This window comes from Lentzea sp. NPDC054927, assembly GCF_053610285.1.
The window spans coordinates 1-26,392 of the sequence record NZ_JBSGXZ010000068.1 but is presented as its reverse complement, the minus strand read 5'-3'; the positions used below and the strand labels follow the sequence as shown (position 1 = coordinate 26,392).

Genomic DNA, 26,392 nt, shown 5'->3' with positions numbered 1-26,392 from the left:
CCGAGGACCAGATCAAGTACTCGTGGAACTACGCGTTGCTGGTGGCGGAAGGGCCGTCACCGCGGTCGCTCGTGCCGGCGCCGATGTTGCGGGGCATGGCCGAGGGCAAGATCGTGCGGTTCGAGGAGATCACGCGCTGTCCGCTCGAGGTGCAGGACTGCATGCTGTCGATGCTGTCCGACCGCGTGATGGCGATCGGCGAGCTGAACGGGCCGGACGGCATGGTGTTCGCGCAGGACGGGTTCAACGTGATCGCCACGGCGAACACGCGGGACCGGGGCGTCAACGAGATGAGTGCCGCGCTGAAGCGGCGGTTCAACTTCGAGACGGTGTTCCCGATCGCGGACTTCCACACCGAGCTCGCGCTGGTCGAGCAGGAGGCGGCGAAGCTGCTGGAACGCTCCGGGGTCGAACTCGCGCCGAAGCGGGACGTGCTGGAGGTGCTGGTCAAGACCTTCCGCGACCTGCGGGAGGGCACCGACCGGCTCACCACCGTCATGAGCACGGCAGAGGCCGTGTCGGTAGCGCACGCGGTCGGGCTCAGGGGCTGGTTCCTGCGCGGTGAGGCAGGGACGGCCGCGGACGTCGTCGAGTGCTTGGCGGGCACGGCGGCCAAGGACAACGCGGAGGACCTGGCGCGGCTGCGGCGGTACCTGGAGCAGCACGCGCCGCGGCGCAAGGGGAAGCAATGGCAGGAGCTGCACCAGGCTCGGCACCTGCTGCCCGGCTGATGGGGGCCGTGTTCGTCGGCGTCCGGCACCACAGTCCCGCCTGTGCCCGGCTGGTCGCCGACGCCGTCCAGACCCATCAGCCCGCGTACGTGCTGATCGAGGGGCCGGCCGACTTCAACGAGCGCGTCGACGAGTTGCTGCTGGGCCACGAACTCCCGGTGGCGTTGTTCAGCTACTCGGACCAGCACGCGTCGTGGTCGCCGTTCTGCGACTACTCACCGGAGTGGGTGGCGATCACCGAGGCGCGCCGGTGCGGCGCGGAGGTCAGGTTCATCGACCTGCCCGCGTGGCACGAGGCGTTCCGGGACGTCAGCAACCGCTACGCCGACGCGGAGTTGCGGTACGCCGAGGTCGTCGAGCGGTTGTGCCAGGAGTTCGCGGTCGACAACGTCGACGTGCTGTGGGACCACCTCTTCGAGTGCGAAGAGACCCCGAAGGGCATGGACGAGTACTTCGACCTGCTGCGCGGCACGGCCACGGCGGACGACGGCGACTCGGCTCGCGAGGAGTACATGGTGAGCTGGGTGCGAGCCGCCCTGAAGCACGCGGGCGACAAGCCGGTCGTCGTCGTGACCGGCGGCTTCCACACGCCCGCGCTCAAGGCCAAGCTCGACGCCGGTCCCCACGACGACACCGAGTGGCCGGAGGTGCCGGAACGCGAGCGGGGCGCCAGTTATCTCGTGCCGTACTCGCACGCGCGGCTGGACGCCTTCACCGGTTACCAGTCGGGCATGCCGTCGCCCGGCTACTACCAGCAGGTCTGGGAGAACGGGGCGCAACGGGCGGCGGACTGGCTGGTCGAGTCGGTCGCCACGAGGCTGCGCAGGAGGCAGCAGCCGGTGTCGACGGCGGACCTGATCGCGGCGCACACCCAGGCCGGGGCGCTGGCACGGTTGCGCGGACATGAGCACCTGGCGCGCACGGACGTGCTGGACGGGTTGACCAGCGCGTTGATCTCGGAGGACCTCACGCAGCCACCGCCGTGGACGCGGCGCGGCACGCTGCAACCCGGCGCCCATCCGGCGTTGATCGAGATGATCGGGGCGTTGCGCGGCGACAAGGTCGGGCGGCTGCACCCGGACACGCCGGCACCACCGCTGGTCCACGCGGTGCAGGAGCTCCTCCGGGCGCACGGGCTCGATCAGGAGGGCAAGATCGCGCTCGACCTCACGGACGCGGAGGCGTTGGAGCGCAGCAGGATCCTGCATCGGCTGCGGGTGCTGCGGATTCCCGGCTTCGAGCGCACGAGTGGGCCGTCGGAGGGCGCGCAGCCGCAGTTGGACGAGCAGTGGGTGCTCCGGCCGGGCGAGGAGCGGCTGGCGGCGTTGATCGAGGCCGCCGAGAACGGTGCCACGCTGGAGGAAGCAGCCGGCGTCGCGCTGGAACGCCGGTCACGGCAGGCCCAGCTGGAGCAGCTCGCCGGGATTCTGTTCGACGCGGTGCTGTGCGGGATCTCGTCGTTGTCCGGCAGGGTCAAGGAGTCGCTCAACGAGGGCGTCCGGGAGACGGGCGATCTCGCGGCGCTCGGGCACGTGCTGAGCGGGGTGCTCGGGCTGTGGCGGCACGACAGGTTGTTCGGCACGAAGAAGGACCCGTTGCTGGGCGCGGTGATCGACGCGGGCACCACCAGGGTGCTGTGGCTGATCGAGGGCCTGCACGGCGGCCCGGCACCGGCCGATCCCCAGCGGCTCAGGGCGATGGCCGCGACCAGGGACGCCGTGCTGCACGCGAAGTCCGCGCTGTCACTGGACACGGTGGACGTCACGGGTGTGGCGACCCGCGTCAGCAACGACGCGCAGGCACCACCGGATCTGCGCGGTGCCGCGCTCGGGCTCGCCTGGACGCTCGGCTCACAGCCGGATGTGCGGAAGGTCCGCGGCATCGACGCGCTCGGCGACTGGCTCGCCGGGTTGTTCGCGGTGGCACGGGAAGAGGTGCTGGCGAGCCCTGACCTGGTCGGGGTGCTCGACGAACTGGTCAGCGCGATGACCGAGGACGAGTTCCTGGTGGCGCTGCCCGCGTTGCGGCTCGCCTTCAGCTACTTCCCGCCCAGGGAACGGGAGACCATCGCGGCCACCGTTCTCGACCATCGCGGTGTCGAGGGCAACGCGAAGAACCTCACCCGGATCACCACCGATCCGATGATCGTGGCGGAGGCGATGGCCGTCGAACGACGCGTCGACGCGCTGCTCACCAAGGGCGGGCTGGCATGACGGACCTGGAACGCTGGCGGCTGATCCTCGGCGAGCCCGCCTCCCGCTGCACCGGTGGCCTGCAGGGCGACGCGGCACGCAGGGACGCCGCACTGCAGTGGCTCTACGGACGCGACCCGGAGCTGGCCGAACGCGGTGTGCGCAAGGGCGGCAGCGAGGACTCGGTGCTGCAGACGGTCGACTGGCTGGACGAGGTGCACACCCTGTTCCCGCGGGAGACGATCGAACGGCTCGAGCGCGACGCCGTCGAGCGGTACGAGATCACCGACATCGTCACGGATCCCGATGTGCTGCAACGGATCGAGCCGAACCCGGCCCTGCTGCGCGCGGTGCTGCGGACCAAGCACCTGATGAACCCCGCGGTGCTCGCGATGGCGCGCAAGATCGTCGAGGCGGTCGTGAAGCAGCTGATGGAGAAGCTCAAGACCGAGGTGCGCACGGCGTTCAGCGGCACGAGGTCGCGCCGGCCGAGCATCCACAAGAACTCGCGCAACTTCGACTTCCGCGCCACGATCAAGGCGAACCTCCAGCGCTACCAGCCGGAGAAGCGCAAGCTCGCGATCGAGCACCCGAAGTTCGTCTCGCGCACCAAACGGCACGTCGAGCAGTGGCAGGTCGTGCTGCTGGTCGACCAGTCCGGGTCGATGACCAGCTCGGTGATCCACTCGGCGGTCACCGCGGCCTGCCTGTGGGGCCTGCCGGGCCTCCGGACGCACCTCATCGCCTTCGACACCAACGTGGTGGACCTGACCTCCGACGTGACCGACCCGGTCGAGCTGCTGATGAAGGTGCAGCTCGGCGGTGGCACGGACATCGCCAAGGCCGTGGCGTACGGAGCCGGGCTCGTCGACAGCCCGCGCCGCTCGATCGTCGCGATCATCAGCGACTTCTACGAGGGCGGCAACGCGGAACACCTGGTCCGCACGGTGAAGGGCCTGTGCGAGCAGGGCACCCACGTGCTGTGCCTCGCGGCGCTCGACGAGGAGGCGAACCCGGACTACGACAAGGTGCTGGGCCAGCGCCTGGCGAACGCCGGCGCCCACGTCGGCGCGATGACCCCAGGCCAGCTCGCGGAATTCGTTGCGGAGAAGCTCAGGTGACCAGACCCGATCTGCTGGCCCTCACCCCGGACGCGCTCGCGGCGCTGGCCAACCGCGGGCTGGTCAAGCGCGCCGTGAAGGAGCTCGACGCGGGTGTCGTCCCGGCGCTCGACACCGATCCGGCCGGTGCCGTTCAGGGCAAGTTCCCGGACGGCACGACGACCACGTTGCCCCCGAACACCACGCTCGAGGCGGCGGGGTGCAGCTGTGGCGCGGCGGGTGTGTGCCGGCATCGCATCGCGGTTGTCCTTGCCTACCAACGCACTCAGGAGGCCACCGCACCTGCTGAACTGTGGTCGCCGGGCGCCGTGACCGACGACGAGCTGACGGCGTTGATGGGCGACCGCACGCTGCGCCGCGCCCGCAGAGCGTTGCAGGCCGGCTACCGCGCCAAGCTCCGCCGCCCGACCGCGGAAGACCAGACCGCCCAGGCCGAGCTGCCCACCTGCACGGTGACGTTCCTCGTGCCCGGCGACCTGTCCTACGTCCACACCGACGCGGTCAACAAGGACGAGGCGACCGCACTGGCCGTGTGGGCGTTCCGCGAGGCCGACGCGCACGGCACCGACACCGTGGATGTCGGGGGATCTCCCACCACCTCAACGGATCTGTCCGCGGTGACCGATCTGCTGGACCAGTTGCTGCTCGACGGCGCCACGAACGCGAGCGAGGTGCTGGACGTCGCGTGGCAGCGCCTGCACCGCGACCTGACCGCCCAGCGCCTGCACTGGCCGGCCGCGGTGATCACCGATCTGCTCGCCCAGCTGACCGCGTACCGCAAGCGCAGCGCCGACTACGAGGCGGAACAGTTCGCGGCACTGCTGACCGAGCTGCACGCGCGCACCACCGCGACCGGCGCACGTGCCGAGGTCCTCGGCCCCGACGAACCCGCCGAAACACCGCTCAAACGCGTCCGCCTCACCGCACTCGGCGCCCGGCTGCGCACCGCCACCACAGCCGACGTCTACTTCGCGTCCGGCGACGTGGTCCTGGTGCAACGGGACACTCCCCTGCGCACCGGCCAGCGCCTGGCCGCGTCGAACGTCGTCTCCGAGTCGGCGACCCGCAGCGCCAGCCGCGCAGTGACGCTGAAGACCAGCAGGGTCGCCAAGACCTCGCTCACCCCGGTCGGAACGGCGTGGGACCACCTGCCGCAGGCGCTCGTGATCGACGACTACGAGGCCGCGGCAACAAGGCTGGCCGAGCTACCACCACGCCAGGTGCGCGCGAGGGTCGAGGCCGAGCTGGTCCGTGCGGTCCGCGTCGCCGAGGTGTCCGAGCTGGCCTACGACCCCGCCGCACAACGCCTCACCGCCACGCTGCACGACACCAACGGGACCACTTGCGCCCTCGACGCGGCACACCGGGCGGTGGCACCGAACGCACTCGACGCGCTGGCACAAGCGTTGCGCGCCAACCCGACCACGATCACCGGCGCCGTCCGCCGGCACCGCGGCACGCTCGTCGTGGACCCCTTGGCCGTGCACACCGAGACGGGTGTCGTGGTGCTGGACCTGGCAACGGACACCTCTCCGCAACCGCTGCCGCCGGGCTTCACCGCGACCGATCCGCTGAGCGCGGCGGTCGACAGCGCGCTGGCGGTGTTAGCCGAGGCCGCGCATCGAGGCCTGGACCACCTCTCGAACAGCCTGCTCGCCCGCACGCGCGAGGTCGGCGCGCACCTGCATCGCACGGGCCTGCGCACGGCGGCGGCCCAGGTCACGGCGTTCGCCGACGCCCCGGCCTCCGCCACCTGGCTGGGCGCCCACCTCCGGTTGCTGGTGACCGCCGATGCCCGCTGACACCACCGAGGAGGTCGGGTCGACGCGCTGCGACAGCACGTAGTCCTCGGCGGCCTCGGCCACCCGGCCGAGCTTTTCCAGCACGAACCCGCGGAGGTAGGCAGCACGCGCCACACCACAACCACCCAGTGCCATCCCACGGCCGTAGGCGTCCAGGGCTTCCTCCAGCCGGCCACACGCGGCCAGCGCGTCGCCGAGCAGCGCCCACGTCCGGTCGTCGCCGGGGCTGAGCTCGACCAGTTCCTCCGCGTACCCGACCGCGCGCTGCCCGAGGCCGATGGTCAGATGGGTCCGCACGAGGAAGCAGTGCAGGGCATAGGCCTCGTCGGCCCACGCCAGCCGATCGATCTCGGCGGACGGCGGCGGGATCGAGATCAGCCCGTCCAGGGCACGCCCGAGCAACCGGTGCGTCTCCCCGATGTCGCGCCGCACAAAGGGAACGGCGGCGATCGCGCGGTGCAGCCGCACCCGCTGGAGAGCCGCGGCGAACCCGGACGACGGCAGCTCCGACGACGCCTTCATCGCGAGCGCCGCGGCGGCCCGCATCGACGTGGAGTCGGCACCGCGGGCGGCGTTGCGGAACACGACGAACAACGCCAGGTCGCGCCTGGCCCCGGCCGGAAGCCCCGACCTGGCTCCGTGCAACGCCATCGACTCCACCGCGGACGTCGGCAGGTGGCACCGCAGCACGGCGAGCTGCTCCATCGCGAGTTCGGGTGAGAGCACGTGCTTGCGCGGGTCGATCACGGACAGCCCGATCACCGTGGCCGCGCGTTGCGGATATCCCAGGCGCAGCAACAGATCGCAGGCGACGCGGCGTTCGGCCGTGCGCAACGAGCCGAGCGAGCGTTCGTGCACCCGCCACCACAGTTCGGAGGCCAGGTCCACGGGAAACGTCGTCATGTCGGCGCCGACACCGTCGAGCCGGCCCCAGCTCGCCGCCGTGAGCAGCCGCAGCTGAGCCGACGGCGGGGGTTCGAAGCGCGGCACCCCCGCCGACGCGCCCACCACGAACGCCGAGGCCATCGCGTGCGTGATCCGCGCGTGCAACGCGGAAGTGGGACCGGGAGCGGAAAGCCCCGCGTAGACACCGCAGGCGACGGGCACCTGGGCGGTGCGCAGGGCGCGCAGCCGGGCGGCCAGCGCGCGGGGACTCGGGTCGGTGCGGTACCGCGGCATCGCGGTCATGCGGGCCTCCCAAATTCAGTTCAGCAGTTCCCAGCCGCGTCTGGTCAGGCGGTGGCGGACCGACCTGCCGTTGCGGTGGGTGGAGACGAATCCCGCGGTGCGCAGGGCGGTCGCGTGCTGCGACGCCGTCGGCAGGCTGATGCCCACGTGCTTGGCGAGTTCGGTGGTGGTGCGTTCGGAGGTCAGCGCCCGCAGCACCAGCGTCCGGGTGCGCCCGAGGGCCAGTTCGAGGCTGGCGCCGCTCGGCTGGGGCGTCGCGACCGGGTAGAAGAGCAGCGGCTGCGGTTCGGCGAACATCGACACCGCAGGGCGGGTCAGCCCGTTCAGCACCGGCACGATGAGCATTCCCGAGCCGCGCAACGAGATCTCGGTGTCCCAGCCCAGTTCGACGTGCAGCGCGGGTGAGGTCCACGAGATCGACGGGTGCAGGTTGCCGAGCAGCTCCCCCAGCCCGCGCGTGACCGCCTGCGACGACCGCAACCGCACCTCGGCGTCGAACCCCTGGCGCGTCTCCGGCCAGTTGTTCGCCAGCAGATCCCGGAAGCCCGTGTTGAACGCCGACCGCAGGTCCTGGCGCGAGGTCGGGGTGCCTGCCGCGAACGACCGCAGCCACGGCGACGTCGTGCCCAGCATGCTCGCGATCTGGTCACGCACCCGGTTCGAGGGCACGTCGAGCACCTGGCGCACGGCATCGTCGAAGTCGGGGCGCGCGGAGTTGAAGAAGTCCGGGATGAACCGGCCAGGCCGGACCAGCTCGGCGAGCGGGCGGATCTGCGGCAGCAGCATGCGGTCCCAGGTACCGCTGTGCACGGTGAACACCAGCTCGTACATCGGCAGCGGCGCCGGCGCGAACCGGGTGCGGGCCAGATCTTCCAACTCGAAGAGAATCGTCAACCCGCGACCCTTGGGCGCGGGTTCGGACAACACGATCGGCATTTGCTTCCCCCCGGAGTGCAACCACTTCCGACGGTACGCAGAACTCGTTGTCCGGTGTCAGCGCTGTTCCACTTGACAACGTTCAGTGGACAACGTCAGACCAGCGGTCCTGGCTGCTCAGTGAGCTTCAGCAGCAGGTCACGGGTCCGCGCGCGCTCCTCTGGCGATTCCTGGTCACGCCACGGCAGATCCGCGAGCGTCACCCGGTCGAGTGCACGGGCCGCTCGATCGCCTCCGGCCTCCTGGTCAGCTCGGCCGCATTGCCGGCAGTGGCGTCATGGGTGGCTCATCGATTGATCCCCAGCGGCACGAAGGACCTGCGAACGCATAGGCCGCAGGCCCGATAACACGGCCGAATCGTCGCAAAAAAGAAATCAGCGACCTGCAACATTCACCCGCACGGAAGTAACGTCCGACAAAACCGCTGATCAGACCCGCGCGTTACCTCAGAATCACCCTGAGCGACAAATCTCGGCGGCCTGGAATCAGTGAGCCGATCGAGTGAATGTGCACGTCCCGATGCCACAGATGGAAACAAACGATGCGTTGTTCACGACACGGGCAGTGCACGCGGCGCGGTCAGGATTTGGACCGGGCCGGACGGCAGCCACGAGCATTCCGGGCTCCTATTCGAGCGGAACCCGCCAGGTTCGCATTCCATTTCATACGGAGGTCGTCAGCAGTCATGGGTCACGACCCCATCGCATTCCTGTCGATGTTCATCGGGGGATGGGCAGAATTCAGCAGACTGCTCATGTTGTCCGGGCTCGTGCTGACCGTGGTCAACGCCGTGCGGTTCCACCGCGGCAGGAGGTCGGCGGCGCTCGCCGCGGCCGACGCGCCCCCTCCCGTGACCAGAGGTCCCGTCGCGGCGATCTTCCGCGGCGGCCTGCCGAGCCTGTGGTGGCCGCTGGTGCTGATCTGGCTGAGCTTCCTCTTCACCCAGTTCGGGGCGACGCTGCTGATCGCGGCGGTGGGGCTGGCCGTCATCCCGGTCGTCGCGTGCGGCTTGAGGCTGCTGCAGATCGGGCACGGCAGGCGCGACGATCCCGAGGTCGCGGGCTCCTCGATGGCGGCGCTGCTGACGTCCTCCGCCTTGCTGCTCCTCGGGCTGCTGCTGACGGTGCGGCTGGTCGTGGCACAGGATCCGACGGCCAGGACGGCCGACGTGGTGAAGGCTCCGGAGACCTGGGACCAGGCGATTCCCGCGGTGTTCTCCCCGATCGCGGCAGTGCTGGTCGTGCTCGTGTTGCTGCTGTGGGCGAACCGCTCCTGGCGCGACCGGCGGCGCAAGCAGACCGTCTGGCAGTGGCGCTCCGTGCCCGCCGGCGCGCTCCTGGGCGGGATCTTCGTCGTCTTCGCCCTGTTCGCCGCTCCCAGGTTGAACCCGGCAGGGGCCGGCCTCACGATCTTCGGCGTCGCCACGCCGGAGTACGGCAAGATCGCCTACTTCTTCGTGCTCGCACTGATTCTGGGCAAGTACGGCCACAGCTTCCGGTTCCCCGCGCCGTGGAAGTCCCGTCCGCACGTCTGGTTCCCGGTCGTGCTCTTCGCCGCCGTCGGTTTCGCGAGCGTGCTGAAGCACGACATGGGCCCGATGATCCCGTTGTTCGTCGGAACGGTCGCGATGATCGCCTCCGTGCTCGTGATCCAGTCCACCAGGGCGCGCACGGTGACGGGAACGAGCGGCGGCGCACAGGTGGTGGCGCAGTGGCGTGCGGTGCAGGCGTACGGGAAGCCGCTGCTCGCACCGGTGCTGCTGCTCACGCTCGTCGGCGTGATGGTGATGCTGGGGACCTCCTACATCTCCGAACGCGGTCTGGTGTGGCAGGACCCGTGGGCGTTCACGTGGGCGGCGGAGTGCCAGGCGGCGCCCGCCGGCGCGCCGCTGCCCCAGGTCCCCGCGGGCGCCACCGCGTGCCAGATCTCCTACGCCTCGGCCGAGGCGAGCGCGAGGTCGCAGGTGGCGCAGTCGCTCGCCCTGATCGCGGACGGCGGCCTGTGGGGCCGGGGGCTCGCGGACACCACGTCCGGACGCCTGCCCGCGGGGTCGACGGACTTCGTGATCGCGGTCATCTGGAACAAGCTGGGCGGGATCACCGTCGTGCTGCTCGCCGCGGTGTTCGCACTGCTGGGCGCGGCGCTGACCAGGCTCGCCGCCACAGCCACCCGTGCCGTGCCCCAGCGGCCCGACGAGCCGCGCCCACTCGTCCCGACCGATCCCGCCCGCCTGTTCGTGGTCGGGATGGTCGCCGCCCTGCTCGGGCAGTTCCTGTTCGTCCTGGCGGCGACGGTGAACGCGGTGCCCCACTCCGGCATCACCGCCCCGTTCCTCTCGCGAGGCGGTCAGTCCACCATCGCGCTGAGCGTCGCCGTGATCATCGCGATCGCCCTGCACTACGTCGGCGGTGCGCAGGCGGCCGTCGCCCCCGCGCCGGCGCCTGTCCGTGCGCCGTGGTGGCAACGGCCCCGCCTGTCCCCCGCCGTCGCGGTGTTCGCGATCTGCGTCGTGCTCGCCGCCATGGTCACCGTCTTCCCGTACACCGGACGCGCGGAGAACCGGCCGTTCTGCGCCACCTCGCAACCCGAGGTCGACGCGGACGTCTGCTCGACGGACCGAGTCGCCTACGAACGCACCGCGGTCCAGATCGCGGTCGGCGGGGTGCCGGTGTTCCAGCGCGACCGCACCGGAGCCGGCTGGAACAAGATCGGTGAGCCCTCCGTCGCGGTGCGCGACCTGCACGGTCTGCTGGACCAGCAACTGACCGACCTCGTGGCCGGTGGTACCGCCACGACGCTCGCGGGCCGCCTCGGCCCGCCCTCCACTCCCCAGCCCGGCGTGCTCGAACTGACCGTGAACCCGGTGATGCAAACCAAGATCTCCGCGGCACTGCGGTCCGACGCACCAGGGCTGGGCCCGCTGGCCGCCGGTGTGGTGGCACTCGACGCGAGGACGGGGCAGGTGCTCGCCTCGGCGAGCGCGCCGAGCGCCGCGCCGGTCGCGACCGGGTCGTGGGACCAGATCGACCAGTCCGCCAAGGAGGCCTACGCGCGCGGCCACCTCGACTACGGCCCTCGCCGGGGCGACGGCAGCCTGGACGAGTCCGCCAAGTGCGAGGAGTCCGAGGACGAGGCGGTGCTCGCGAACTGCTGGCGCTGGGGCCTGGACGTGGCGGGCGACAGCGCGCCCGCCGACGCCGACCTGCTCCGGTACGTCGGCGGTGACCCGGCGGTCGCCACGCCGGGCACCGACGAGAACCGCGCGTTCGGCCGCCGGTACGGGCTGGGGTCGACGTTCAAGGTCCTGGTGGCCATGGCCTTCCTGCGCCAGCCGGGAACCGGCGCGGACAGCCCGCTGCCGTCTCCGCTGGAGATCGACCTGGGCGGCGGCCTCAAGATCCGCAATGCGACCCGGACGCTGTGCACTGGCACGGTGAACGGGACGATCACGCTGGCCAACGCACTGGCGGTCTCCTGCAACACGGCCTTCGTGGCACTGGCGCGGACGCTCGGCTGGGCCGCGATCCGCGACACGGCGAAGTCGCTCGGCTTCACCGTCGGCCCCGCGACGAAGGCGGGCACCGCGTGGCTCGCGGGCACCCCGCTCGGCAAGGATTCGGTCGTCCCCGCCGAGACGGAACCCGGCGACCTCGGCAACAACGTCCTCGGCGGTGGCGGTGTGGAGGGCACGCCGTTGCAGATGGCCACCGTGATGGCCGCGATCGCCAACAAGGGCCAGGCGGTGCAGCCGCGGCTGGCCGACGCCGTGACCGACGCGGGCGGCGGCGCACGACGCACGGTGACAGGCGAGTCGCATCAGGTGCTCAGCGCCGATCAGGCCGCGCAACTCCAGCTGGCCCTCACCGGCACGACGAGCCCGATCGGCACCGCGGCCGCACTGTCCACAGTGGTCGGACGGCAGCTGTGGGTGAAGACGGGCACGCACGACCTGTACGGCGAACAAGAGCCGCCACCGAACACCTTCGTCCGCCAGCACTCGTGGCTCACCGGCTACTTCGACACGGGCGAGGGACCTGTCGCGTTCGCCGTGGCGGTGGAGTCCAACGACGAGCGAGCAGGCGCCGCGCGGGCGCGCTGGCTGGTCCAGCAGCTCGTCGCCAGTGCCGTGGAGGTGCGGCGATGAACCACCAGGACCGGCTGCGCCTCGAAGAGGCGGTCAGATCCGGCGCGAGCAGCGAACTCAACGCCTTCCTCATCGGCAATCCGCCCGCCGCCGGCCGCACGGTGCTCGTCAACGTCGTGATCCGCACCGGCGTCCCGCTCAGCGCGGAGGGCAGGGCAGCGGTCGTCGAGTCGCTCAGCGAGGTCAGCGATTCGTTCCCCGGCAACCAGTACCAGCTCCAGTTCGACGTCGACCCGGCGTTGGGCACGAACTCCCGCATCTACTGCGAACCCGTGGTCAGGAGCCAGCAGGCCGAGAGGCCGCGGCAGGAACCCCGGCAGGCCCCGGCGGCCGCGGAACGGCTGCTGTCCGTCGGGTTCGGCACGCTGCGGTTCGAGTACGTCGTCTCGGCGGGCAACCGGTGGTCGCCGCTGGGCCGGCCGAACGACGACTCCGGCCACGACGGGTTCGTGCTCCCCCGTTCGATGCTCGCCGTGCCGCACGGAGATCTGCTCACCGTGCGGTTGAGCGGTGGCGACCTGGTGATGCGGCGCACCGCCGAACGCCCGGACATCACCGTGCTGGTGAACGGGGATCTGCTGCGCAAGGGCGGCCGGCTGGTCCCGGCACGCGGGCAGATCACCTACCAGGACCGCGCCGGCAGCCCGGTGACCCTCGAGTACGCGCTCACGGAATGGGTGCCCGCGGCGCCGAGCGCGCCCGGTCTCCCCAGGACCGGCGACGGTGCACCGCACCTGGTGTGGCTGAAAGCCAGCAGCCGCACCGATCTGCTGCGGATCCTCCCTCCTCCGGCCCGTCACCCGCGGGTCCGGGACTTCCCGGTCCCGTCGGACACGCCGGACCGTCCCCGCCGGCTCGAGGTCCAGGTCGTCTACACCACCGGTGCCTGGCACGACGCGGTCGCGCCCCAGTGGCACGTGAAGATCTACCGGTGCGCCACTCCGCAGCACGCCAACCAGCTGAGGCGCTATCTGCGCACCCAGGCCGCGTTGATCGACCAGGCGAACGCCGCGTGCGGCTGGAGTCCGCAGTCCCCGCCGTGGGCGATCGCCCCGGTGATCGTGATACCGGAAGGCAGCGGTTACCGCGCCGGTGACGACCAGACCAGGTTCACCGTGACCCCGCGGGAGATCAACGACGACCCGGAGAACCGGCTGTCCGCGTGGTTCGGCGTGCCGGACCAGCCCCAGCCGAACTGCTTCGTGATCGTCGTGTCGCCACTGCTGAAAACCGTCGGGTGGGCGCACTCCCTCGATCTCGGCGGCGCACCGGCGGTCAGTCAGCTGTCGGCGCTGAGGACGCTCGCCGTCGGCCTCGACGGGTGTCACGGACAAGACGTCACGCACTGCGACATCAAGCCCGCCAACGTGTGCCGCTACCGGGCCGACGACGACAGCACCGGGTACGTGCTGATCGACGGCGACGCCGTGGCGAGGGTCCGCGGCCGGCTGGGCGACCTGCGCCTCACCGAGACCTGGGCGGCGCCGGAGATCCTCGCGAGCTTCCGCAGCCGCGGCACCCCCAGCTCCGCGGTCAACCTGCGGGAGCACGACAGGTTCGGTTTCGCGCTGATCGTGCTGACCGCCGTGGCGGGCATCGACAGGACCATGGGGCTGGTCGAGCAGGACGAGCACGGCGCACGCCTGATCGACGACCCCGAGCTGGCCGTGCGGACCATCAGCGGCTACTGGCCTCGGTGGCCGGAGCTCGCCGCCGAGCTGGCGGCCCCGTTCCAGCGCAACGCGCTGGTCGGCGAGTCCTGGCGAGCCGAGAGCTGGCTGAAACGGCTGGAGGCCCTGCGTGAACCACTTCCCGTGGACGAAGGCGACGGCGGGTCCCCACCACAGCAGCCCACCGGCAGGCACGGCAGGCACGTGGCCGCCGTGCACGAGAGGGTCACGTCCCATCCGCTCGGGCAGTCGACCCTGCTGGACGAGCTGGTGAAGGAGATCGCGGCCGAACAGCTGGTCGTCGCCCGCAAGGCGTACTGGCGCACGGTCGGGTTCGGGTTGCTCGCCGTGCTGTTCTCACTGGTCGTGCTGGCCGGCGTCGCCATCGGGAGTTCATCGTGATCCACCACCTCCGCGCGGCGACACCGCGTGCCCTCGACCAGGCCGTGGCAGGCCTCGGCCCGAAGCCCCCGCTGGAGAACTCGGTCGCGTTCGCCATCAGCAACTGGGTGTCCTACGAGACCGCCGTGCACCAGCTGGCCGCGCCGACCGCGGAGCCACTCGTGCACGGCTACCTGCAGGAAGCCCATGAGCGCGGCATGGCGCACGGGCTGAAGGCGTGCCTGGTCTTCTGCCTGCCGGTCGTCCTGCTCGCGCTGGCCGCGTCCGCCGTCCTGTCCACATTGCTCTGATCGGGAAACCAGATGCCCCCGAAGTACCGTCAGCTGTTCAGCGAACTCGTCCGCTGCCCTGCCTGCGGAGAGGACCTGGGTGTCCGCCCCGCCTGGAACGAGGACGGGTCGCCGCGCAAGCCGAGCCTGAGGTTGCGGTTGCACGGCCAGGAAGCGGGCAGGCAGGAGTGGCAGCTCAGTCTGTTCGACGGCAGGGTCATGAGAGCCTCCGCCGGTTTCCGGCCAGCCAAGACGACCCGCGCCTACCGCATCTGTGGCGACGGCCACGCGTTCGTCGAGAACGTCCAGGCTGCGGGGCAGATGACCCAGCAGTCGAGGGTGGACGACTACGACGTGGTGGCGGCCATCGGCAGCGTCGCCGCGGGCAAGAGCTACCTGATGCTCCGGACGATCAGCCAGTACCTCGGCGACAACGGTCTGTCCACACCGGACCCCGGGATGCCTCCCCCGGAGTGGATGTCGGTGCACGCTCCAGACTGGCTGCTCGAGGACGAACCGCTGAACCTGCTGCGCCGGCACTACCAGCGCACGCACGGTGAAGGGTTCACCATGGCCCCCACGTTCCTGCGCGACATGACCCCGTTCGAGTTCCTCCCGCAGCGGGTGGCGGCCGAGATCGTCGAGCAGATCCTCGAGGTCCACCGCGACCTCGTCGGCACCGACCACGTGGACGAGGAGAACTGGGGGCAGCAGATCCGGCAGCCCATCGTGCGGCGCTACCAGATCGGCGACCGGGTCGTGCTGTCCGGAGTGGCCGACCTTCCCGGTGAGATGTTCACCTCCCGCGACGGCGGCAACCGCATCTTCCTGTTGCGCCACTACGGAACTCTCGCCTGGGTGATCGACCCGGTGATCTGCCCCGAGTTCACCAGGTTCCTCGACGCAGACCCGAACGGGACGGTCGTGCCGGCCAGCATGCGGCCGGACACCGCGATCAGCAATCCCCGCAAGGCGCAGAGCGATCGCAACGCGGTCCAGCACGACCTCGCCCGGTCGCTGACCGAACTGGGCGGCATCGCCGATCACGTGGGGCGGATGCAGTACCTGCTCGTGTGCGTGTCGAAGTCGGATCTGATCCGGCACGCGCTGAGGCACACCAGCGGTCTGCACTCGCTCGGTGTTCAGAACAACGTCGTCGACGGCGTCGCGCGGTACCTGCTGGAGGTGACGAAGAGGGTGGGCGGCCACGGCCTGGGGCTGAAGCTGGAGTCCGCGGCGATGATCTCCGTGATCGGGCCGCTCGCCGAGCAGCGGCACAGCCCGTCGCTGCGGACCAAGGTCGCCTTCCAGTTCGCCGCGGCGATCGTCGAGCACTACAGCGACGAGAAGAACTTCTGGCGGCTCGTGCACGAGGGCCAGTCGGAGCGAATCGTCGTCCCGGAGGGCACCCCGAACTCGGTGCTGCCGGAGCGGCTGATCACCGTGCCTGCGCTCAACGACCACGTCACCGCATCACTGGTGCCGGGACAGAGCGCCGTGCTGCGGACCAGGGACCTGATCATGTCCGCGCTGGGTTGCGGCATCGCCTACGGGCTCGGGTTCGGCCCGAAGATCAACGTGCTGCTCAACCAGACGTGGCGCGAGCTCCGGTTCTTCCTGTGCTCCCCGCTCGGCGAGGTGCCGGTCACCGTGGCCACGACGGACAACCTCATCACACCGCTGGACCGCCACGCGCACTTCCACGAGGCGGAGACCACGTCGGCCGCCCTGTCCCAACTGCTGCTCTGCATGCTCCGGAGGGTGCGGTCATGACGTCGATGCCGTTCACGTTGGTGGAGCACGGCGATCCGAGCGCGGGTGTCGGGTTCGCCCACTTCGTCGACCCCGGCAGGCCCGCACCGGCCAAACCGTTCGTGGTGGCTTCGGAGAAGCTGCTGCGCAAGTGGGCCATGCAACCGCCGGAAGGCGCGACCGCGAGCGACAGGTTCCCGGTGTGGGGCCTGTTCGCCGTGGAGGTGGAGGGGCGCGGTCCGCACTGGTGCTTCACCGTGCAGGGCAGGGAGGGTGGCGGGTTCAGCCGTTCGGGAAGCTGCCAGTTCCTGTTCGCCGAGGACCAGCACGACCCGCTGGACGTCTGGACTTCCGCGGTCGCCATGGTCGGCCCCGACGGCAGGCTGGGGCACTTCAGCGATCCCGGCCGCCGGCTGCCGCCGCCCGTCGCGGTGGAGCCGGTGCTCACGGACCTGGCGGCGGACAGCACCAGGGTGATCGTGGACGGCGACCCGAGGGAGGTCGCGAGCACCATCGCAGCGCTGCTCCGCGTGCTGCCCAGGGCCGTGGTCCGGTCTCGGGTGTGGCTGACCTACGTGCTCAAGCCACCCGTGCTGGGCAGCGGCGTCCACCTGGTGTGCGGACGGTGGCCGGACGCGCTCGCCAACCCCGACGCCAGCCGCGCGCACCACTGGCTCGAGCAGGGTGCCAACGGTGTCCGGCTGATCGACGGCAAGGGGCGCGAGGCACTGGCGCTGATCGCCGCTCAGGCGCAGGCGGGCAGGCCGATGCCCGGCTACCGCGACGAACCCTCGATGGCCTCGTTCGTTTCCTCCGTGGCACAACGGGAGCTCGACGTCGACATCACCGAGGTGCCTTCCGCTCTGCGGCACCGACCTGAACGTCTGCGGACCCCCAACGGCCGTGCGGTGCTGACGCGCTGGGCGGCAGCCAACACCGAAGCCGCGATCTCCTTCCTGGTCGCCTACCGCCTCGACGCGGATCTGCGCGGCGTGATCTTCGACGGACTGCTCGCCGCCCATCGCACGGCACCGGGCACCAACCCGGTGCGCTTCCCGCCGCGCCCCGCCGGTCCCCACTCCGGCTGGCACCACCAGCTGGCCGACCTCCTGCGGGCGAAGTTCCCCGCGCGTGACCACGTGGCCGAGTTCGTCAGGACGGAGCTGCTCGCCCCTGGCAAGCCGCTGCACTCGCCACGGGATCTGGAGAAGGCGACCTCCTGGCTCGTCGAGGTCGGGCTGGCGCCGGACGACCCGATCTTCCCGCTGCCGGTGGACCGGATCGCGGAGCGGCTGGCGACAGGCGCACCGCTGACCACGGCCGACCGCGACCGGCTGGCCGGCGCCGAGAAACCCGCGGACGCCGTCCGCGCGGTGATCGACCGCGTGTACCGGCTCCTGCCGCGCACGGCGGCGGAGCTGATCGACCTGGTGCCGCAAGCGGATGCGCGGCAGGAGGTGCTCGAGGAGGTCATCGGCGGATTCTCCGAGGCGTGGGGCGATCACTGGCTCGACGAGTTCCTCGGGCGTTGGTCGCACAACCACGTCAAGGTGCTCGAACTGGCGTTCGCGGAGTTCGACGACGTGCGCCAGGCACCTGACGAGCTGGTGGCGCGGGCTCTGCGGATGGCGGCGGAGGGCGCGTCCGATCTGTGGCGTGACGTGCTTCTGGAGGGCGCCGAGCGGGTCATGTCCCCGAGCCTTCCCGAGGTCGAGGACACCGAGCCGCCCGACGACACGATCCATCCGGACCTTCCGGAGACACGACCTCCCGGCGGTCACCGTCCTGCGGAGACGTCCACAGTGGAGCCAGACCTCCAGCCGGAGCAGAACCACCGCCGCCACCACGTGACAGTGGTGGTCGGCGAGCGCGATGACAGGGATTCCCCGTTGATCGCGTGGCTGCCTCTGCTTGCGGCGGCAGGGATCGGCCTGTTGCTGCTCTACGTGATCATGGACCGGTTCTGATGACCACCGCGCAGACCTCGAGCACACCCGCCGAGCAGATCGAGGACCTGGCCAGAAAGACGATGGAGGAGCTGGACGCGGTGGCGGGCACCGTGCCGCAGGCGAGACCGGCGCACCTCGCCCAGCTGGCCCAGGTGCTGCACCTCGCGGTCAACCAGGCGCACCTGGTCGAACGCGATCCCCACGCCATCGACAGGGACGCCGAACTGTGGCGGCTGCGCGACCCGGGATACCTGCGGGCCATGTGCGACCACACGGTCGACCGGCCGAACAACACCCTCGTCCTGCTGCCCGTGGTGCTGACCTGGCTCGCGCTGGGTGCGGCCGAGCTGGCGTTCGTCCACTCGCACGAGTCGACGCCGGTGAGCCAGCGGCCGTCGTTCTTCGCCGACTGGCTCGCCCAGCCCCCGTACCGGGGCCCGGCGGCGTTGTCGGCGGCGATCGTGGTGACGGTGCTGCTGATCATCTTCGCGTACCGGCGCCCCGCGGCCGCGCAGGCCGTGGCGGACGAGGTGGACCGGATCGTGCACGGCCTCGAGGTGTCGCTGGGTCCTCCGTTGACGGTCCTGCGCTCGAAGCTGAGCTCACTGACGGTCGAGCGCGCGACCCGGCGGGCCGCGGCGGAGCTGCAGCAGGCAGCGCAGGAGTTCCGCACGGCGACCACCACCCTCGCCCAGTCCGCGCAGATCGTGGACCGGCTGGGCATCGTGGTCGGGCAGCTCGCGAACGTCGTCCCGACTTTGCAGACACAGGCGGAACACCTGGCCACGCTCGACGAACGCCTCGCCAGGTCGGCCGCGGAGATGCGCCACACCGCCGAACCTCTGACGACCGCAGTGGACACCGTCGCCGCGGCCGCGGACACCGCACGAGACGCGGCCGCACGATCCGAGGCGGTGCTCGGGCATGCGACCAGCCGGCTGTCCCAGGCCGCCGACGTCGCCAGGACCACCACCGAACACCAGGCGACACTGGCCGCGGCACAGCACCCGTTCGCCGAGGCGGCGGGATCGGTGGCGAAAGCGGCGGACAAGCTCAACGACACCGTCGCGGCCGTGCGGGACGTCGCGACCTCCCTGCACGGGGCCATCAGAGAGGTCAACTGGCTCGCCATGGTCTCCGACGGGCTGCGCGAGACCACGACGAACCACCTGCACGAACCTCAGAGCGCCGAGGTGGTGGAGAGCGAACCCGAGGGCGAACCGGAGGACGACGACGGGGACGCGACCCGCCCGATCGCCGGCTGGCCGGAGAAGGAGGCCGGATGAGCCGCCGCGGCACCCGCCGCCCGCACTGGTCGGACGCGGGGATCCTGGGGGCAGCGGGCTGGTTGTTCGCCGAGCTCGCCCTGCTGCTCGCCATCGTCGCGCTGGGTTCCGGGACGGCGGCGGACAACTCACCGGCCACGATCACGCCGCCGTCGTCCGCGACGCCGAGCACGACGCCGGGCAAGTCGCACTCGGAGGGCCTCTCGCTCACGTCGGTGAAGTTCACCATGGGCGTGTCCGCGGACGACGCCGCCGTCGTGTCGACGTTCACCACGAACCTCACGAACGTGGTCGGTCCTCAGGCGAAAGTCGGGCTGATCATGCTGTTCGGCACGTCGGCGAACCCCACCTCGCCCGTGGCGGGGACGCTGATCTCCGAGCGGGTGAAGCGGCTGATCGCGCCCGCCGGACTGCCGCAACTGGCGTCCAAAGTGGACATTCGCACGTACTTCGGCGGGGACGGCGTGCCCGGCGACGTCACCGTGGAGCTGTTCGTGCTGACCGGGTCGTCGTGACGGACGTGATCGTCATGGACGGCACCAGCGCCACGACCGACCGATCGGTGGTGGGCCGGTCGGTGTGCGCCGCGCTGGAGAACGCAGGACTGCGGTCCCGGCTCGGCGACCCGGAGTCCTTCGACGCCCCGCTCGGGGTCGTCCTGCTCCCGCTCCAGCCGCAGGGCGTGCTGCCGCAGCTCGGCCTGCGGTTCCTGGCCGCGGTCGACGCGCTGGCAGGCGACCCCGCCGCGAGGTTCACGACCCGCATGGTGCTGGTCTGGTGCGTGCCCAACCACGAGCGCCGGCACATCGCGGCTCCCCGTCCGGTGACCGGCAACGCCGCGACGTTGCTGCTGGGCAACACCTGGCAGCGGGAACGTGGTCACCACAACGGAGACGAGTTCGCCGCCGTGCGGTGCCGCAACGAACAGCTCGTGTCACTCGTGCGGGCGCACGGAGCCGTTGGCGGCACGTCTGCGGCGGATCTGCTGGCCAGGACGTCCGCGCTGGACCCGCATGCCCTGCACACGATGCTGGTCGAGGTCGTCGATCACGGGGAGACCGGGGACGCGCGGCGGTGGCTGGACGTCGCCGGTGTGGTCGCGACGATCCGGCTGCGGCAGGTCACTCCGAGCTGCGCGATGCCTCTGCGAACCGTTCGTGCAGACGCTCCCTGACCTGGTCCGGGGTGTAGGCGGCGCGGCGGCGCTGGTTGCGGGCGGCGACCACGCCGCTCGCCGCGACACCCGCGAACGCGGCCAGTCCGATCACCTTCCAGAGCTTCATGTGCCTAGGCTAATGGACCATGGCGACAACACTGGACAAAGCCGTGGAGATGACCCGCACCGGTGACGTGTGGGTGTTCCGCGGGAGCAGTGCTGCGGACCGGGCGATCCAGGCCATGACGAACAGCCCGGTCAACCACGTCGGCATGGCGATCGTGCTGGACGACCTGCCGCCGTTGATGTGGCACGCCGAACTCGGCAAGTCGCTCAAGGACATGTGGAGCGGCACCCATCAGCGCGGAGCCCAGCTGCACGACCTGCGCGACGCCGTGGTGACGTGGCACGACAAGTACGGGCAACGGGCGTGGCTGCGGCAGCTCGACCACGCGGTGACGCGCGAGATGGAGGACGCCGCGCTCAGGACGGTGGCGCGGCTCGACGGCACGCCGTTCCCGTCGACCGCCAAGCTCGCCTCGCGGTGGTTGCGCGGGCGAGTTCCCCGGCGCCCCAAGGGTGAGGCGACCATCGAGAGCGCGTTCTGCGCGGAGATCGTGGCCGTGACGTACGAGGAGATGGGGCTGCTGCCCAAGCGCAGGCCGAACTGGTACGACCCCGGCCGCTTCTGGAGCGGCGACGACCTCGATCTGCTCGGCGGCGCCAAGCTCGGCAGGGAGATCGAGATCGTCGTCATGTGAGGGCCGCGCCGACCAGGACCAGTCGCAGCGTGCGCTCGGTGGCGTCGGTGAGCAGTTCGGCGGTTCTGGCGATCGCGGTGTCCAACGCGACCGGCGCGGCGATGATGCTGGTGTAGGCGTCGATGCCGATGTCGTGGTTCGCGCGGGCGCCGGCGCCGATCGTGCCGGCCAGCGCGATGACGGGCTTGCCGTGCCTCTTCGCTCGGCGCGCCACCTCGGCCGGCACCTTGCCGTGCGGGGTCTGGCCGTCGATCGCGCCTTCCGCGGTGATCACGAGATCTGCGAACGGCAGCCGGGCGTCCAGATCGGAGTGTTCGAGGATCACGTCGAAGCGCGGCACCAACGTCGCGCCGAGCGCGTGCAGTCCCGCGCCGAGCCCTCCGGACGCGCCGCCGCCGGGGATGGTCCTGACGTCGCCGATCAGGTCGGCCCAGGTGTCGAGGGCGTTGCTGAGCAGTTCGACCTGTGCTGGCGTCGCGCCTTTCTGCGGGCCGAAGATCCTGGCCACGCCGCGCTCGCCGCACAGGACGTTGTGCGGGTTGCACGCCACGGTGATCTCCGCCTTGTCCAGCCTCGGGTCCACTTCGGACAGGTCCAGCGCGCGGGCGTGGACCAGCGCCGCTCCGCCGCGGCCGAGCTCGCGGCCGTGTTCGTCGGTGATGCGGGCTCCGAGTGCCTGCAACGCGCCCGCACCTCCGTCCGACGTGCCGGAGTCGCCACAGCCGACGAGGATCCGGTCCACACCGAGGTCGAGCGCCGCCCTGATGAGCTCACCGACGCCGTAGGTGGTGGTGCTCGCCGGGTCGCGATGATCTTTCGGCACCAGCCGGAGACCCGCGGCCGCGGCCATCTCCACGACGGCCGTGCGCGGTCCCGGGCCGCCGAGCAACGCGAAGTGCGACGGCACCGGTTCACCGATCGGGCCGGTGACGAGGGCAGGGATCAGCGTGCCGTCGGTGGCCTCGGCGAGCGCTTTGGCCGAACCTTCGCCACCGTCGACGAGCGGTGCCTTGTCCACGACGGCACCGGGAACGACCCGGTGGATGCCCGCGGCGATGGCGTCGGCGACCGCGCAGGCGTCGAGGGACTCCTTGAAACCGCTGGGAGCGACCAGGAAACGCATCGGTGTCCTCATTTCAGTGGCAGGCCCAGGTGCGGCCAGAGCAGGGTGGCGCTGCCCAGGACGAGCAGGCCGGTGATCGGAGCGAGGACCGCGGAGAGCTTGAGCAGGTCCTTGGGGCGGTAGGCGTCGGCGAAGAGCGCGACAGGTTTCGCGGACGACGTGAGGGTGTGGCAGAAGCCCGCCGCAGCCGTGGAGGCGAAGGCGAGGGCGGCCGGGTTCATGCCGGACGCCAGGGCCAGCGGGATCATGATCGGGATGAGGACGCTCGACCGCGCCGACCGCGACTGGATCACCAGGTGGGCCAGCAGGCTGGTCACGATCACCGTCGGCAACAGGTGCGTCGGGCTGACCAGACCCGCGACGAGGTTCGCCGCGCCGGAGCTGATCAACGCGGTACCGAGAACCGTCGTGGCGGCCATGAACAGCAGGAGCGACCACGGAATGCCGGAGAAGGCGTCGCGAAAGGTCGTGGTGCCGAGCCGCGGGGCGGTGATCACGAGCGCGCCGGTGAGTGCGACGACCTCGGGCGGGACGTGGTGCCAGGGTTCGGTGAGCCAGGCGGCCGCAACGGCGAGGACGACGGCCAAGGCGATGACTTCCGCCCTGGTCAGGCCACCGAGTTCCTGCTCAGGCACCGAAACCGGCGTGGCGCGGTCCGCACGTGACGTGAACAGCCACAACACGATCTCCGCCGTCACGTGTGCGCTCACCGCCGCCAGCGGCACACCCAGCAGCAGCCACCACCCGAACCCGATGCCCTGCCCGGTCGCGGCCTCCAACAGCGAGTTCGTGATCAGGTGCGCACCCGCGCCCACCAGGGTCGCGACCGCGGTCAGCAGGATCACCGACGGGAACAACACCCCGAGAGCACGCGCGACCCGCTCGTTCAGGCGGCCGCGCAACTCGTCGTACACGGGCAGGGTCAGGGCCGCGCGGCCCGAGGTCGACGGCACGAAGAACGCGGTGAGCAACAACGCGAAGGCCGTGAGATGTGCCAGGCCGCGAACGGTCCGGGCACGCCCCACCAGCCACGTCGCGAGGCGGGCCGGCAGTCCCGTCGCCGCCACGCCTGCGGCCAGCACGAAGGCCGCGACGAGCAGCCACGTGGTCGACCCGCCGAGCGCCGTCAACGCCGAGGCCGGCAGGACGCCGGACAGCAGCAGTGCCGCCACGGCCGCGAGTGCGACGTACGTGTCGTCCAACGGCGTGCACACCCACAGCAGCACCGCCGCCCCGAAGACCACCAACGTCAGAATCACGAGAACCAGCGTGCGCACGCACCCTGATCCACACGTGAGGCTCCGATGAAGGCCTCTTCATCTACGCCCATGGCGTCTGCAAGTACCACCAACCCAAGATCATCCAGCACTTTTCTACTACCAACTGGGCCGACCGCCACGGCGGTCGGCCGGTGGCGGAGCTCGGTTCGTGGGCAGTTGGGTGTAGCTAGGGGCGATTCGATCAAGAGTTGGTGGTACTTGCAGACGCCAACAGAGCAACTTGGGGGTGACGTTGTCGGTGTGTTAGACCAGCCGGTAGCCCATCCCCCGCACGGTTTCCACGCGTTCGGCACCGATCTTCCGCCGCAGCGAACGAACGTAGACGTCGACCACGTTGGATCCCGGGTCGAAGTCGTAGCCCCAGACGTGGGACAGGATCTGCTCGCGCACCAGCACCTGGCCTGGATGCCGGAGGAACAACTCCAGCAAGGCGAACTCGCGCGCGGTCAGGTCGACGGCGCCGGACGGCAGCATCGCCTGGCGGGTGCGCAGGTCCAGCGACAGCGAGCCGGACGACAGCACCGTGGCCTCGGGAACGCCGGGTGGGCGCAGCCGCAACCGTACGCGGGCGAGCAGTTCCTCGAAGCGGAACGGCTTGGTCATGTAGTCGTCCGCGCCGCCGGACAGGCCGGCCACGGTGTCGTGCACCGAGTCGCGGGCGGTCAGGATGATCACTGGTGTCGGCACGCCCTGCTCACGCATCGACCGCAGCACCGAGAAGCCGTCGACGTCGGGCAGGCCCAGGTCCAGCACGATCAGGTCGAAGGACGCGGCCCACGACAGGGCCTCCGCACCGGAGGACACGACCGAGGTCATGAAACCGTTGGCGCGCAGTCCCTTCTCGACGAATGAGGCGATGCGTTCCTCGTCCTCGACGATCAGGATCCGGCCGGTCATCGCGGCACCTCCACCACAAAGGTCGCTCCCTCTTCGGGAACCGAACGCACCCGAACCGTGCCGCCGTGGGCTTCCGCGATGGCTTTCACGATCGGCAGGCCCAGGCCGGTCGACCGCGAGAACAGCAGTGTCTCGTCACGAACGCCTGGCCCGGAATCCGCTACCCAGAAAGAGATCACACTGTCTACAGAGGATCCGAAGCGGATCGTCGACCCTGCTGGGGTGTGCCGGACCGCGTTGGAGGCGAGCTGCACGAGGGCCTGGGTCACGCGTTGCGGGTCGAGCACCGCCTCGCCTTCCGCGATCGACTCGAGCACCCAGCGGCGGTCGCCCAGCGTGCGCAGTTTCGCGTCGATGTCGCTGGTCAGTTCGGGAAGACTGGTCACGACGGGGCGCAGGAAGTCCGGGCGTTCCGCTTTCACCAGCAACAACAGGTCCTCCACCAGGCGGGCCATGCGGTCCAGTTCGTCGGTGCACAGCCGGACGACCTCGGCGCGTTCGGCGGGATCGTCGCCCAGCAGCTCCAGATGGCCGCGGACGATCGTGATCGGAGTGCGCAGCTCGTGCGAGGCGTCGTCGAGGAACTGGCGCTGCAGCCGGAACGAGCGGTCCAGGCGGTCGAGCATCGAGTTGAACTGCTGGGCCAGCGCGGCCACGTCGTCGTTGCCGGACACGGGGATGCGGCGGGTCAGGTCGTCCTCGGTGATCTCGGCGGCGGCCTGGCGGACCATCCGCACCGGCGCGAGGACGACCCCCGCGACGAACCACGCGATCAGCGCGGCGATCAGCAGGCCCGCCAGCGACACCAGCACCAGCACACGCACGGTCGAGTGCACCGGCGCGAGCACCCCGTCCTCGAAGTAGCCGGTCACGAACCACATGTCCGAGCCCGCCGAGACCGCGTGCACCTTCGCCCAGCGGAACGGACCGGCCGGCGTGGACGTGACTCCCCACGACGCGCCCGATGCCGTGATCGCGTTCAGCACCGCGCGGTCCTTCTCCACCGCGTAGGTGACGGTGGATCGCTGCACCAGCACAGAGCCAGTGCGCGGCACAGCGAGATGGGCCTCGTACTCGTCCGGGTACTGCAGGCCCATGTGCGCCTGGGCCACCGCCCGCACCTCGCCGGCGTGGGTCTCGGCGTAGGAGCTGAACTCGGTGGTCTCCTGTTCCAGGGCGCGGTTCATCCGGTCGTCGGCGTCGACGAACAGGAAGCGCCACACCACGACCACGACGGTCGCGAGGACGAGCGTCATCAGGCCGAGGAGCCAGCACATGATCTTCACGCGTGCGGGCACGTCAGTCGTCCTCGTCGTCGTCTTCGACCGGCGGCGGTGGCGGCAGCACCGAGCTCGGGGCGGGGCTGGGTGTGGACGTGGGGGCCGGCGCCACCGAGCGTCCTACCTGGACGTCCGACTTCCGCACGTCCGGTGGCACCGGCCGCACCACGGTGAGCACGAGCAGCACGGCCGCAAGCGCGCACGCCACGCTGAGCACGGCCACGAGGACCGTGCCGGTGCGGGCGGACGGCAGCATGCGACCGAGCCTGCCCTTCGAACCCGCGTCTCGCATGAGACCAAGATGAAGATCTCTTCATCTGTCCGCAAATCGACTGATAATCATCAGCCCCTTGACCGGGAACGTACGGCCCCAACACGATGGGAGCGGTCTCACGCGAGTTCGTGCCGGTCGTCCGGTCACCCGCTCGTGCCGAAATCGGCGAAGCCCATTTC

Annotated in this window: 20 protein-coding genes and 1 pseudogene; 13 read left to right on the top strand and 8 right to left on the bottom strand. The window is 70.6% G+C overall.

All coding sequences use genetic code 11. The features are described from left to right. From ACWGE0_RS43815 to ACWGE0_RS43800, 4 genes are all read left to right on the top strand, one after another. The coding region (locus tag ACWGE0_RS43815; protein WP_452266766.1) for an AAA family ATPase at positions 1 to 731 on the top strand (731 nt) is incomplete at its 5' end. Then, positions 689 to 2,944 (top strand): DUF5682 family protein, encoded by a 2,256-nt coding sequence (locus tag ACWGE0_RS43810; protein ID WP_452266765.1) that lies wholly within the window; start codon positions 689 to 691, stop codon positions 2,942 to 2,944. The genes ACWGE0_RS43815 and ACWGE0_RS43810, both read left to right, overlap by 43 nt. After that, a complete protein-coding gene (locus tag ACWGE0_RS43805; protein ID WP_452266764.1) occupies positions 2,941 to 4,044 on the top strand; it encodes a VWA domain-containing protein in 1,104 nt (367 codons plus the stop codon). The genes ACWGE0_RS43810 and ACWGE0_RS43805 overlap by 4 nt, the downstream gene beginning before the upstream one ends. Beyond that, positions 4,041 to 5,846 (top strand): SWIM zinc finger family protein, encoded by a 1,806-nt coding sequence (locus ACWGE0_RS43800; protein WP_452266763.1) that lies wholly within the window; start codon positions 4,041 to 4,043, stop codon positions 5,844 to 5,846. The genes ACWGE0_RS43805 and ACWGE0_RS43800 overlap by 4 nt, the downstream gene beginning before the upstream one ends. A gap of 141 nt (positions 5,847 to 5,987) precedes the next feature. Here the strand turns inward: ACWGE0_RS43800 and ACWGE0_RS43795 are convergent. Next, positions 5,988 to 6,368 (bottom strand): annotated as a pseudogene (locus ACWGE0_RS43795) (bacterial transcriptional activator domain-containing protein); the annotation flags it as partial. 681 nt (positions 6,369 to 7,049) lie between these two features. Continuing rightward, entirely contained in the window at positions 7,050 to 7,970 is a 921-nt protein-coding gene (locus tag ACWGE0_RS43790) for an ArsR/SmtB family transcription factor (RefSeq protein WP_452266762.1), read from the bottom strand. A 685-nt stretch (positions 7,971 to 8,655) separates the two neighbouring features. Here ACWGE0_RS43790 and ACWGE0_RS43785 point away from each other — a divergent pair. From ACWGE0_RS43785 to ACWGE0_RS43750, 8 genes are read left to right on the top strand one after another with little or no spacing between them, the layout of a single operon-like run. Beyond that, positions 8,656 to 12,114, top strand: coding sequence for a penicillin-binding transpeptidase domain-containing protein (locus ACWGE0_RS43785; protein WP_452266761.1), 3,459 nt, complete (start codon positions 8,656 to 8,658; stop codon positions 12,112 to 12,114). Beyond that, complete coding sequence (locus tag ACWGE0_RS43780) at positions 12,111 to 14,186, top strand: hypothetical protein (RefSeq protein ID WP_452266760.1); 2,076 nt, start codon at positions 12,111 to 12,113, stop codon at positions 14,184 to 14,186. Before ACWGE0_RS43785 ends, ACWGE0_RS43780 begins: the two co-directional genes overlap by 4 nt. After that, complete coding sequence (locus ACWGE0_RS43775; RefSeq protein ID WP_452266759.1) at positions 14,183 to 14,476, top strand: hypothetical protein; 294 nt, start codon at positions 14,183 to 14,185, stop codon at positions 14,474 to 14,476. Before ACWGE0_RS43780 ends, ACWGE0_RS43775 begins: the two co-directional genes overlap by 4 nt. Before the next feature lie 12 nt (positions 14,477 to 14,488). Continuing rightward, positions 14,489 to 16,228, top strand: a complete 1,740-nt coding sequence (locus tag ACWGE0_RS43770) for a hypothetical protein (RefSeq protein ID WP_452266758.1) — start codon at positions 14,489 to 14,491, stop codon at positions 16,226 to 16,228. Further along, positions 16,225 to 18,174 carry a hypothetical protein gene (locus ACWGE0_RS43765; protein WP_452266757.1) on the top strand — a complete coding sequence of 650 codons (1,950 nt, stop codon included), beginning with the start codon at positions 16,225 to 16,227 and terminating at the stop codon, positions 18,172 to 18,174. Before ACWGE0_RS43770 ends, ACWGE0_RS43765 begins: the two co-directional genes overlap by 4 nt. Continuing rightward, positions 18,174 to 19,442 carry a hypothetical protein gene (locus ACWGE0_RS43760; protein ID WP_452266756.1) on the top strand — a complete coding sequence of 423 codons (1,269 nt, stop codon included), beginning with the start codon at positions 18,174 to 18,176 and terminating at the stop codon, positions 19,440 to 19,442. The genes ACWGE0_RS43765 and ACWGE0_RS43760 overlap by 1 nt, the downstream gene beginning before the upstream one ends. Continuing rightward, positions 19,439 to 19,957, top strand: a complete 519-nt coding sequence (locus tag ACWGE0_RS43755; RefSeq protein ID WP_452266755.1) for a hypothetical protein — start codon at positions 19,439 to 19,441, stop codon at positions 19,955 to 19,957. The genes ACWGE0_RS43760 and ACWGE0_RS43755 overlap by 4 nt, the downstream gene beginning before the upstream one ends. Continuing rightward, entirely contained in the window at positions 19,954 to 20,616 is a 663-nt protein-coding gene (locus ACWGE0_RS43750; protein ID WP_452266754.1) for a hypothetical protein, read from the top strand. Before ACWGE0_RS43755 ends, ACWGE0_RS43750 begins: the two co-directional genes overlap by 4 nt. On the opposite strand, the gene ACWGE0_RS43745 is transcribed toward ACWGE0_RS43750, so the two are convergent. After that, positions 20,564 to 20,725 (bottom strand): hypothetical protein, encoded by a 162-nt coding sequence (locus ACWGE0_RS43745; RefSeq protein ID WP_452266753.1) that lies wholly within the window; start codon positions 20,723 to 20,725, stop codon positions 20,564 to 20,566. The two genes, ACWGE0_RS43750 and ACWGE0_RS43745, sit on opposite strands and share 53 nt — an antisense overlap. A gap of 19 nt (positions 20,726 to 20,744) precedes the next feature. On the opposite strand from ACWGE0_RS43745, the gene ACWGE0_RS43740 reads away from it, so the two are divergent. Further along, positions 20,745 to 21,359: a hypothetical protein gene (locus ACWGE0_RS43740; protein ID WP_452266752.1), complete on the top strand. Its 615-nt coding sequence runs from the start codon at positions 20,745 to 20,747 to the stop codon at positions 21,357 to 21,359. Here ACWGE0_RS43740 and ACWGE0_RS43735 read toward each other — a convergent pair. From ACWGE0_RS43735 to ACWGE0_RS43715, 5 genes are all read right to left on the bottom strand, one after another. Beyond that, the gene (locus ACWGE0_RS43735; RefSeq protein ID WP_452266751.1) at positions 21,352 to 22,482 is read right to left on the bottom strand and encodes a glycerate kinase family protein; all 1,131 of its coding nucleotides are present in this window, start codon (positions 22,480 to 22,482) and stop codon (positions 21,352 to 21,354) included. The genes ACWGE0_RS43740 and ACWGE0_RS43735 overlap by 8 nt on opposite strands. Positions 22,483 to 22,490: 8 nt before the next feature. Continuing rightward, on the bottom strand, positions 22,491 to 23,741 hold the full coding sequence (locus ACWGE0_RS43730; RefSeq protein WP_452266750.1) for an SLC13 family permease: 1,251 nt from the start codon (positions 23,739 to 23,741) through the stop codon (positions 22,491 to 22,493). Between the two features lie 264 nt (positions 23,742 to 24,005). Beyond that, the gene (locus ACWGE0_RS43725) at positions 24,006 to 24,659 is read right to left on the bottom strand and encodes a response regulator transcription factor (protein WP_452266749.1); all 654 of its coding nucleotides are present in this window, start codon (positions 24,657 to 24,659) and stop codon (positions 24,006 to 24,008) included. Continuing rightward, positions 24,656 to 25,957, bottom strand: a complete 1,302-nt coding sequence (locus ACWGE0_RS43720) for a sensor histidine kinase (protein WP_452266748.1) — start codon at positions 25,955 to 25,957, stop codon at positions 24,656 to 24,658. Before ACWGE0_RS43720 ends, ACWGE0_RS43725 begins: the two co-directional genes overlap by 4 nt. A 1-nt stretch (position 25,958) precedes the next feature. Continuing rightward, positions 25,959 to 26,231: a hypothetical protein gene (locus ACWGE0_RS43715; RefSeq protein ID WP_452266747.1), complete on the bottom strand. Its 273-nt coding sequence runs from the start codon at positions 26,229 to 26,231 to the stop codon at positions 25,959 to 25,961. Positions 26,232 to 26,392: the final 161 nt, after the last annotated feature.

What these genes read in the sequence shown, in the direction of transcription:
- ACWGE0_RS43790 (WP_452266762.1), bottom strand. Translation starts at nt 7,970, where the DNA reads ATGCCGATCGTGTTGTCCGAACCCGCGCCCAAGGGTCGCGGGTTGACG.
- ACWGE0_RS43765 (WP_452266757.1), top strand. Translation starts at nt 16,225, where the DNA reads ATGACGTCGATGCCGTTCACGTTGGTGGAGCACGGCGATCCGAGCGCG.
- ACWGE0_RS43725 (WP_452266749.1), bottom strand. Translation starts at nt 24,659, where the DNA reads ATGACCGGCCGGATCCTGATCGTCGAGGACGAGGAACGCATCGCCTCA.
- ACWGE0_RS43770 (WP_452266758.1), top strand. Translation starts at nt 14,489, where the DNA reads ATGCCCCCGAAGTACCGTCAGCTGTTCAGCGAACTCGTCCGCTGCCCT.
- ACWGE0_RS43810 (WP_452266765.1), top strand. Translation starts at nt 689, where the DNA reads ATGGCAGGAGCTGCACCAGGCTCGGCACCTGCTGCCCGGCTGATGGGG.
- ACWGE0_RS43805 (WP_452266764.1), top strand. Translation starts at nt 2,941, where the DNA reads ATGACGGACCTGGAACGCTGGCGGCTGATCCTCGGCGAGCCCGCCTCC.
- ACWGE0_RS43760 (WP_452266756.1), top strand. Translation starts at nt 18,174, where the DNA reads ATGACCACCGCGCAGACCTCGAGCACACCCGCCGAGCAGATCGAGGAC.
- ACWGE0_RS43755 (WP_452266755.1), top strand. Translation starts at nt 19,439, where the DNA reads ATGAGCCGCCGCGGCACCCGCCGCCCGCACTGGTCGGACGCGGGGATC.
- ACWGE0_RS43780 (WP_452266760.1), top strand. Translation starts at nt 12,111, where the DNA reads ATGAACCACCAGGACCGGCTGCGCCTCGAAGAGGCGGTCAGATCCGGC.
- ACWGE0_RS43745 (WP_452266753.1), bottom strand. Translation starts at nt 20,725, where the DNA reads ATGAAGCTCTGGAAGGTGATCGGACTGGCCGCGTTCGCGGGTGTCGCG.
- ACWGE0_RS43740 (WP_452266752.1), top strand. Translation starts at nt 20,745, where the DNA reads ATGGCGACAACACTGGACAAAGCCGTGGAGATGACCCGCACCGGTGAC.
- ACWGE0_RS43715 (WP_452266747.1), bottom strand. Translation starts at nt 26,231, where the DNA reads ATGCGAGACGCGGGTTCGAAGGGCAGGCTCGGTCGCATGCTGCCGTCC.
- ACWGE0_RS43785 (WP_452266761.1), top strand. Translation starts at nt 8,656, where the DNA reads ATGGGTCACGACCCCATCGCATTCCTGTCGATGTTCATCGGGGGATGG.
- ACWGE0_RS43735 (WP_452266751.1), bottom strand. Translation starts at nt 22,482, where the DNA reads ATGCGTTTCCTGGTCGCTCCCAGCGGTTTCAAGGAGTCCCTCGACGCC.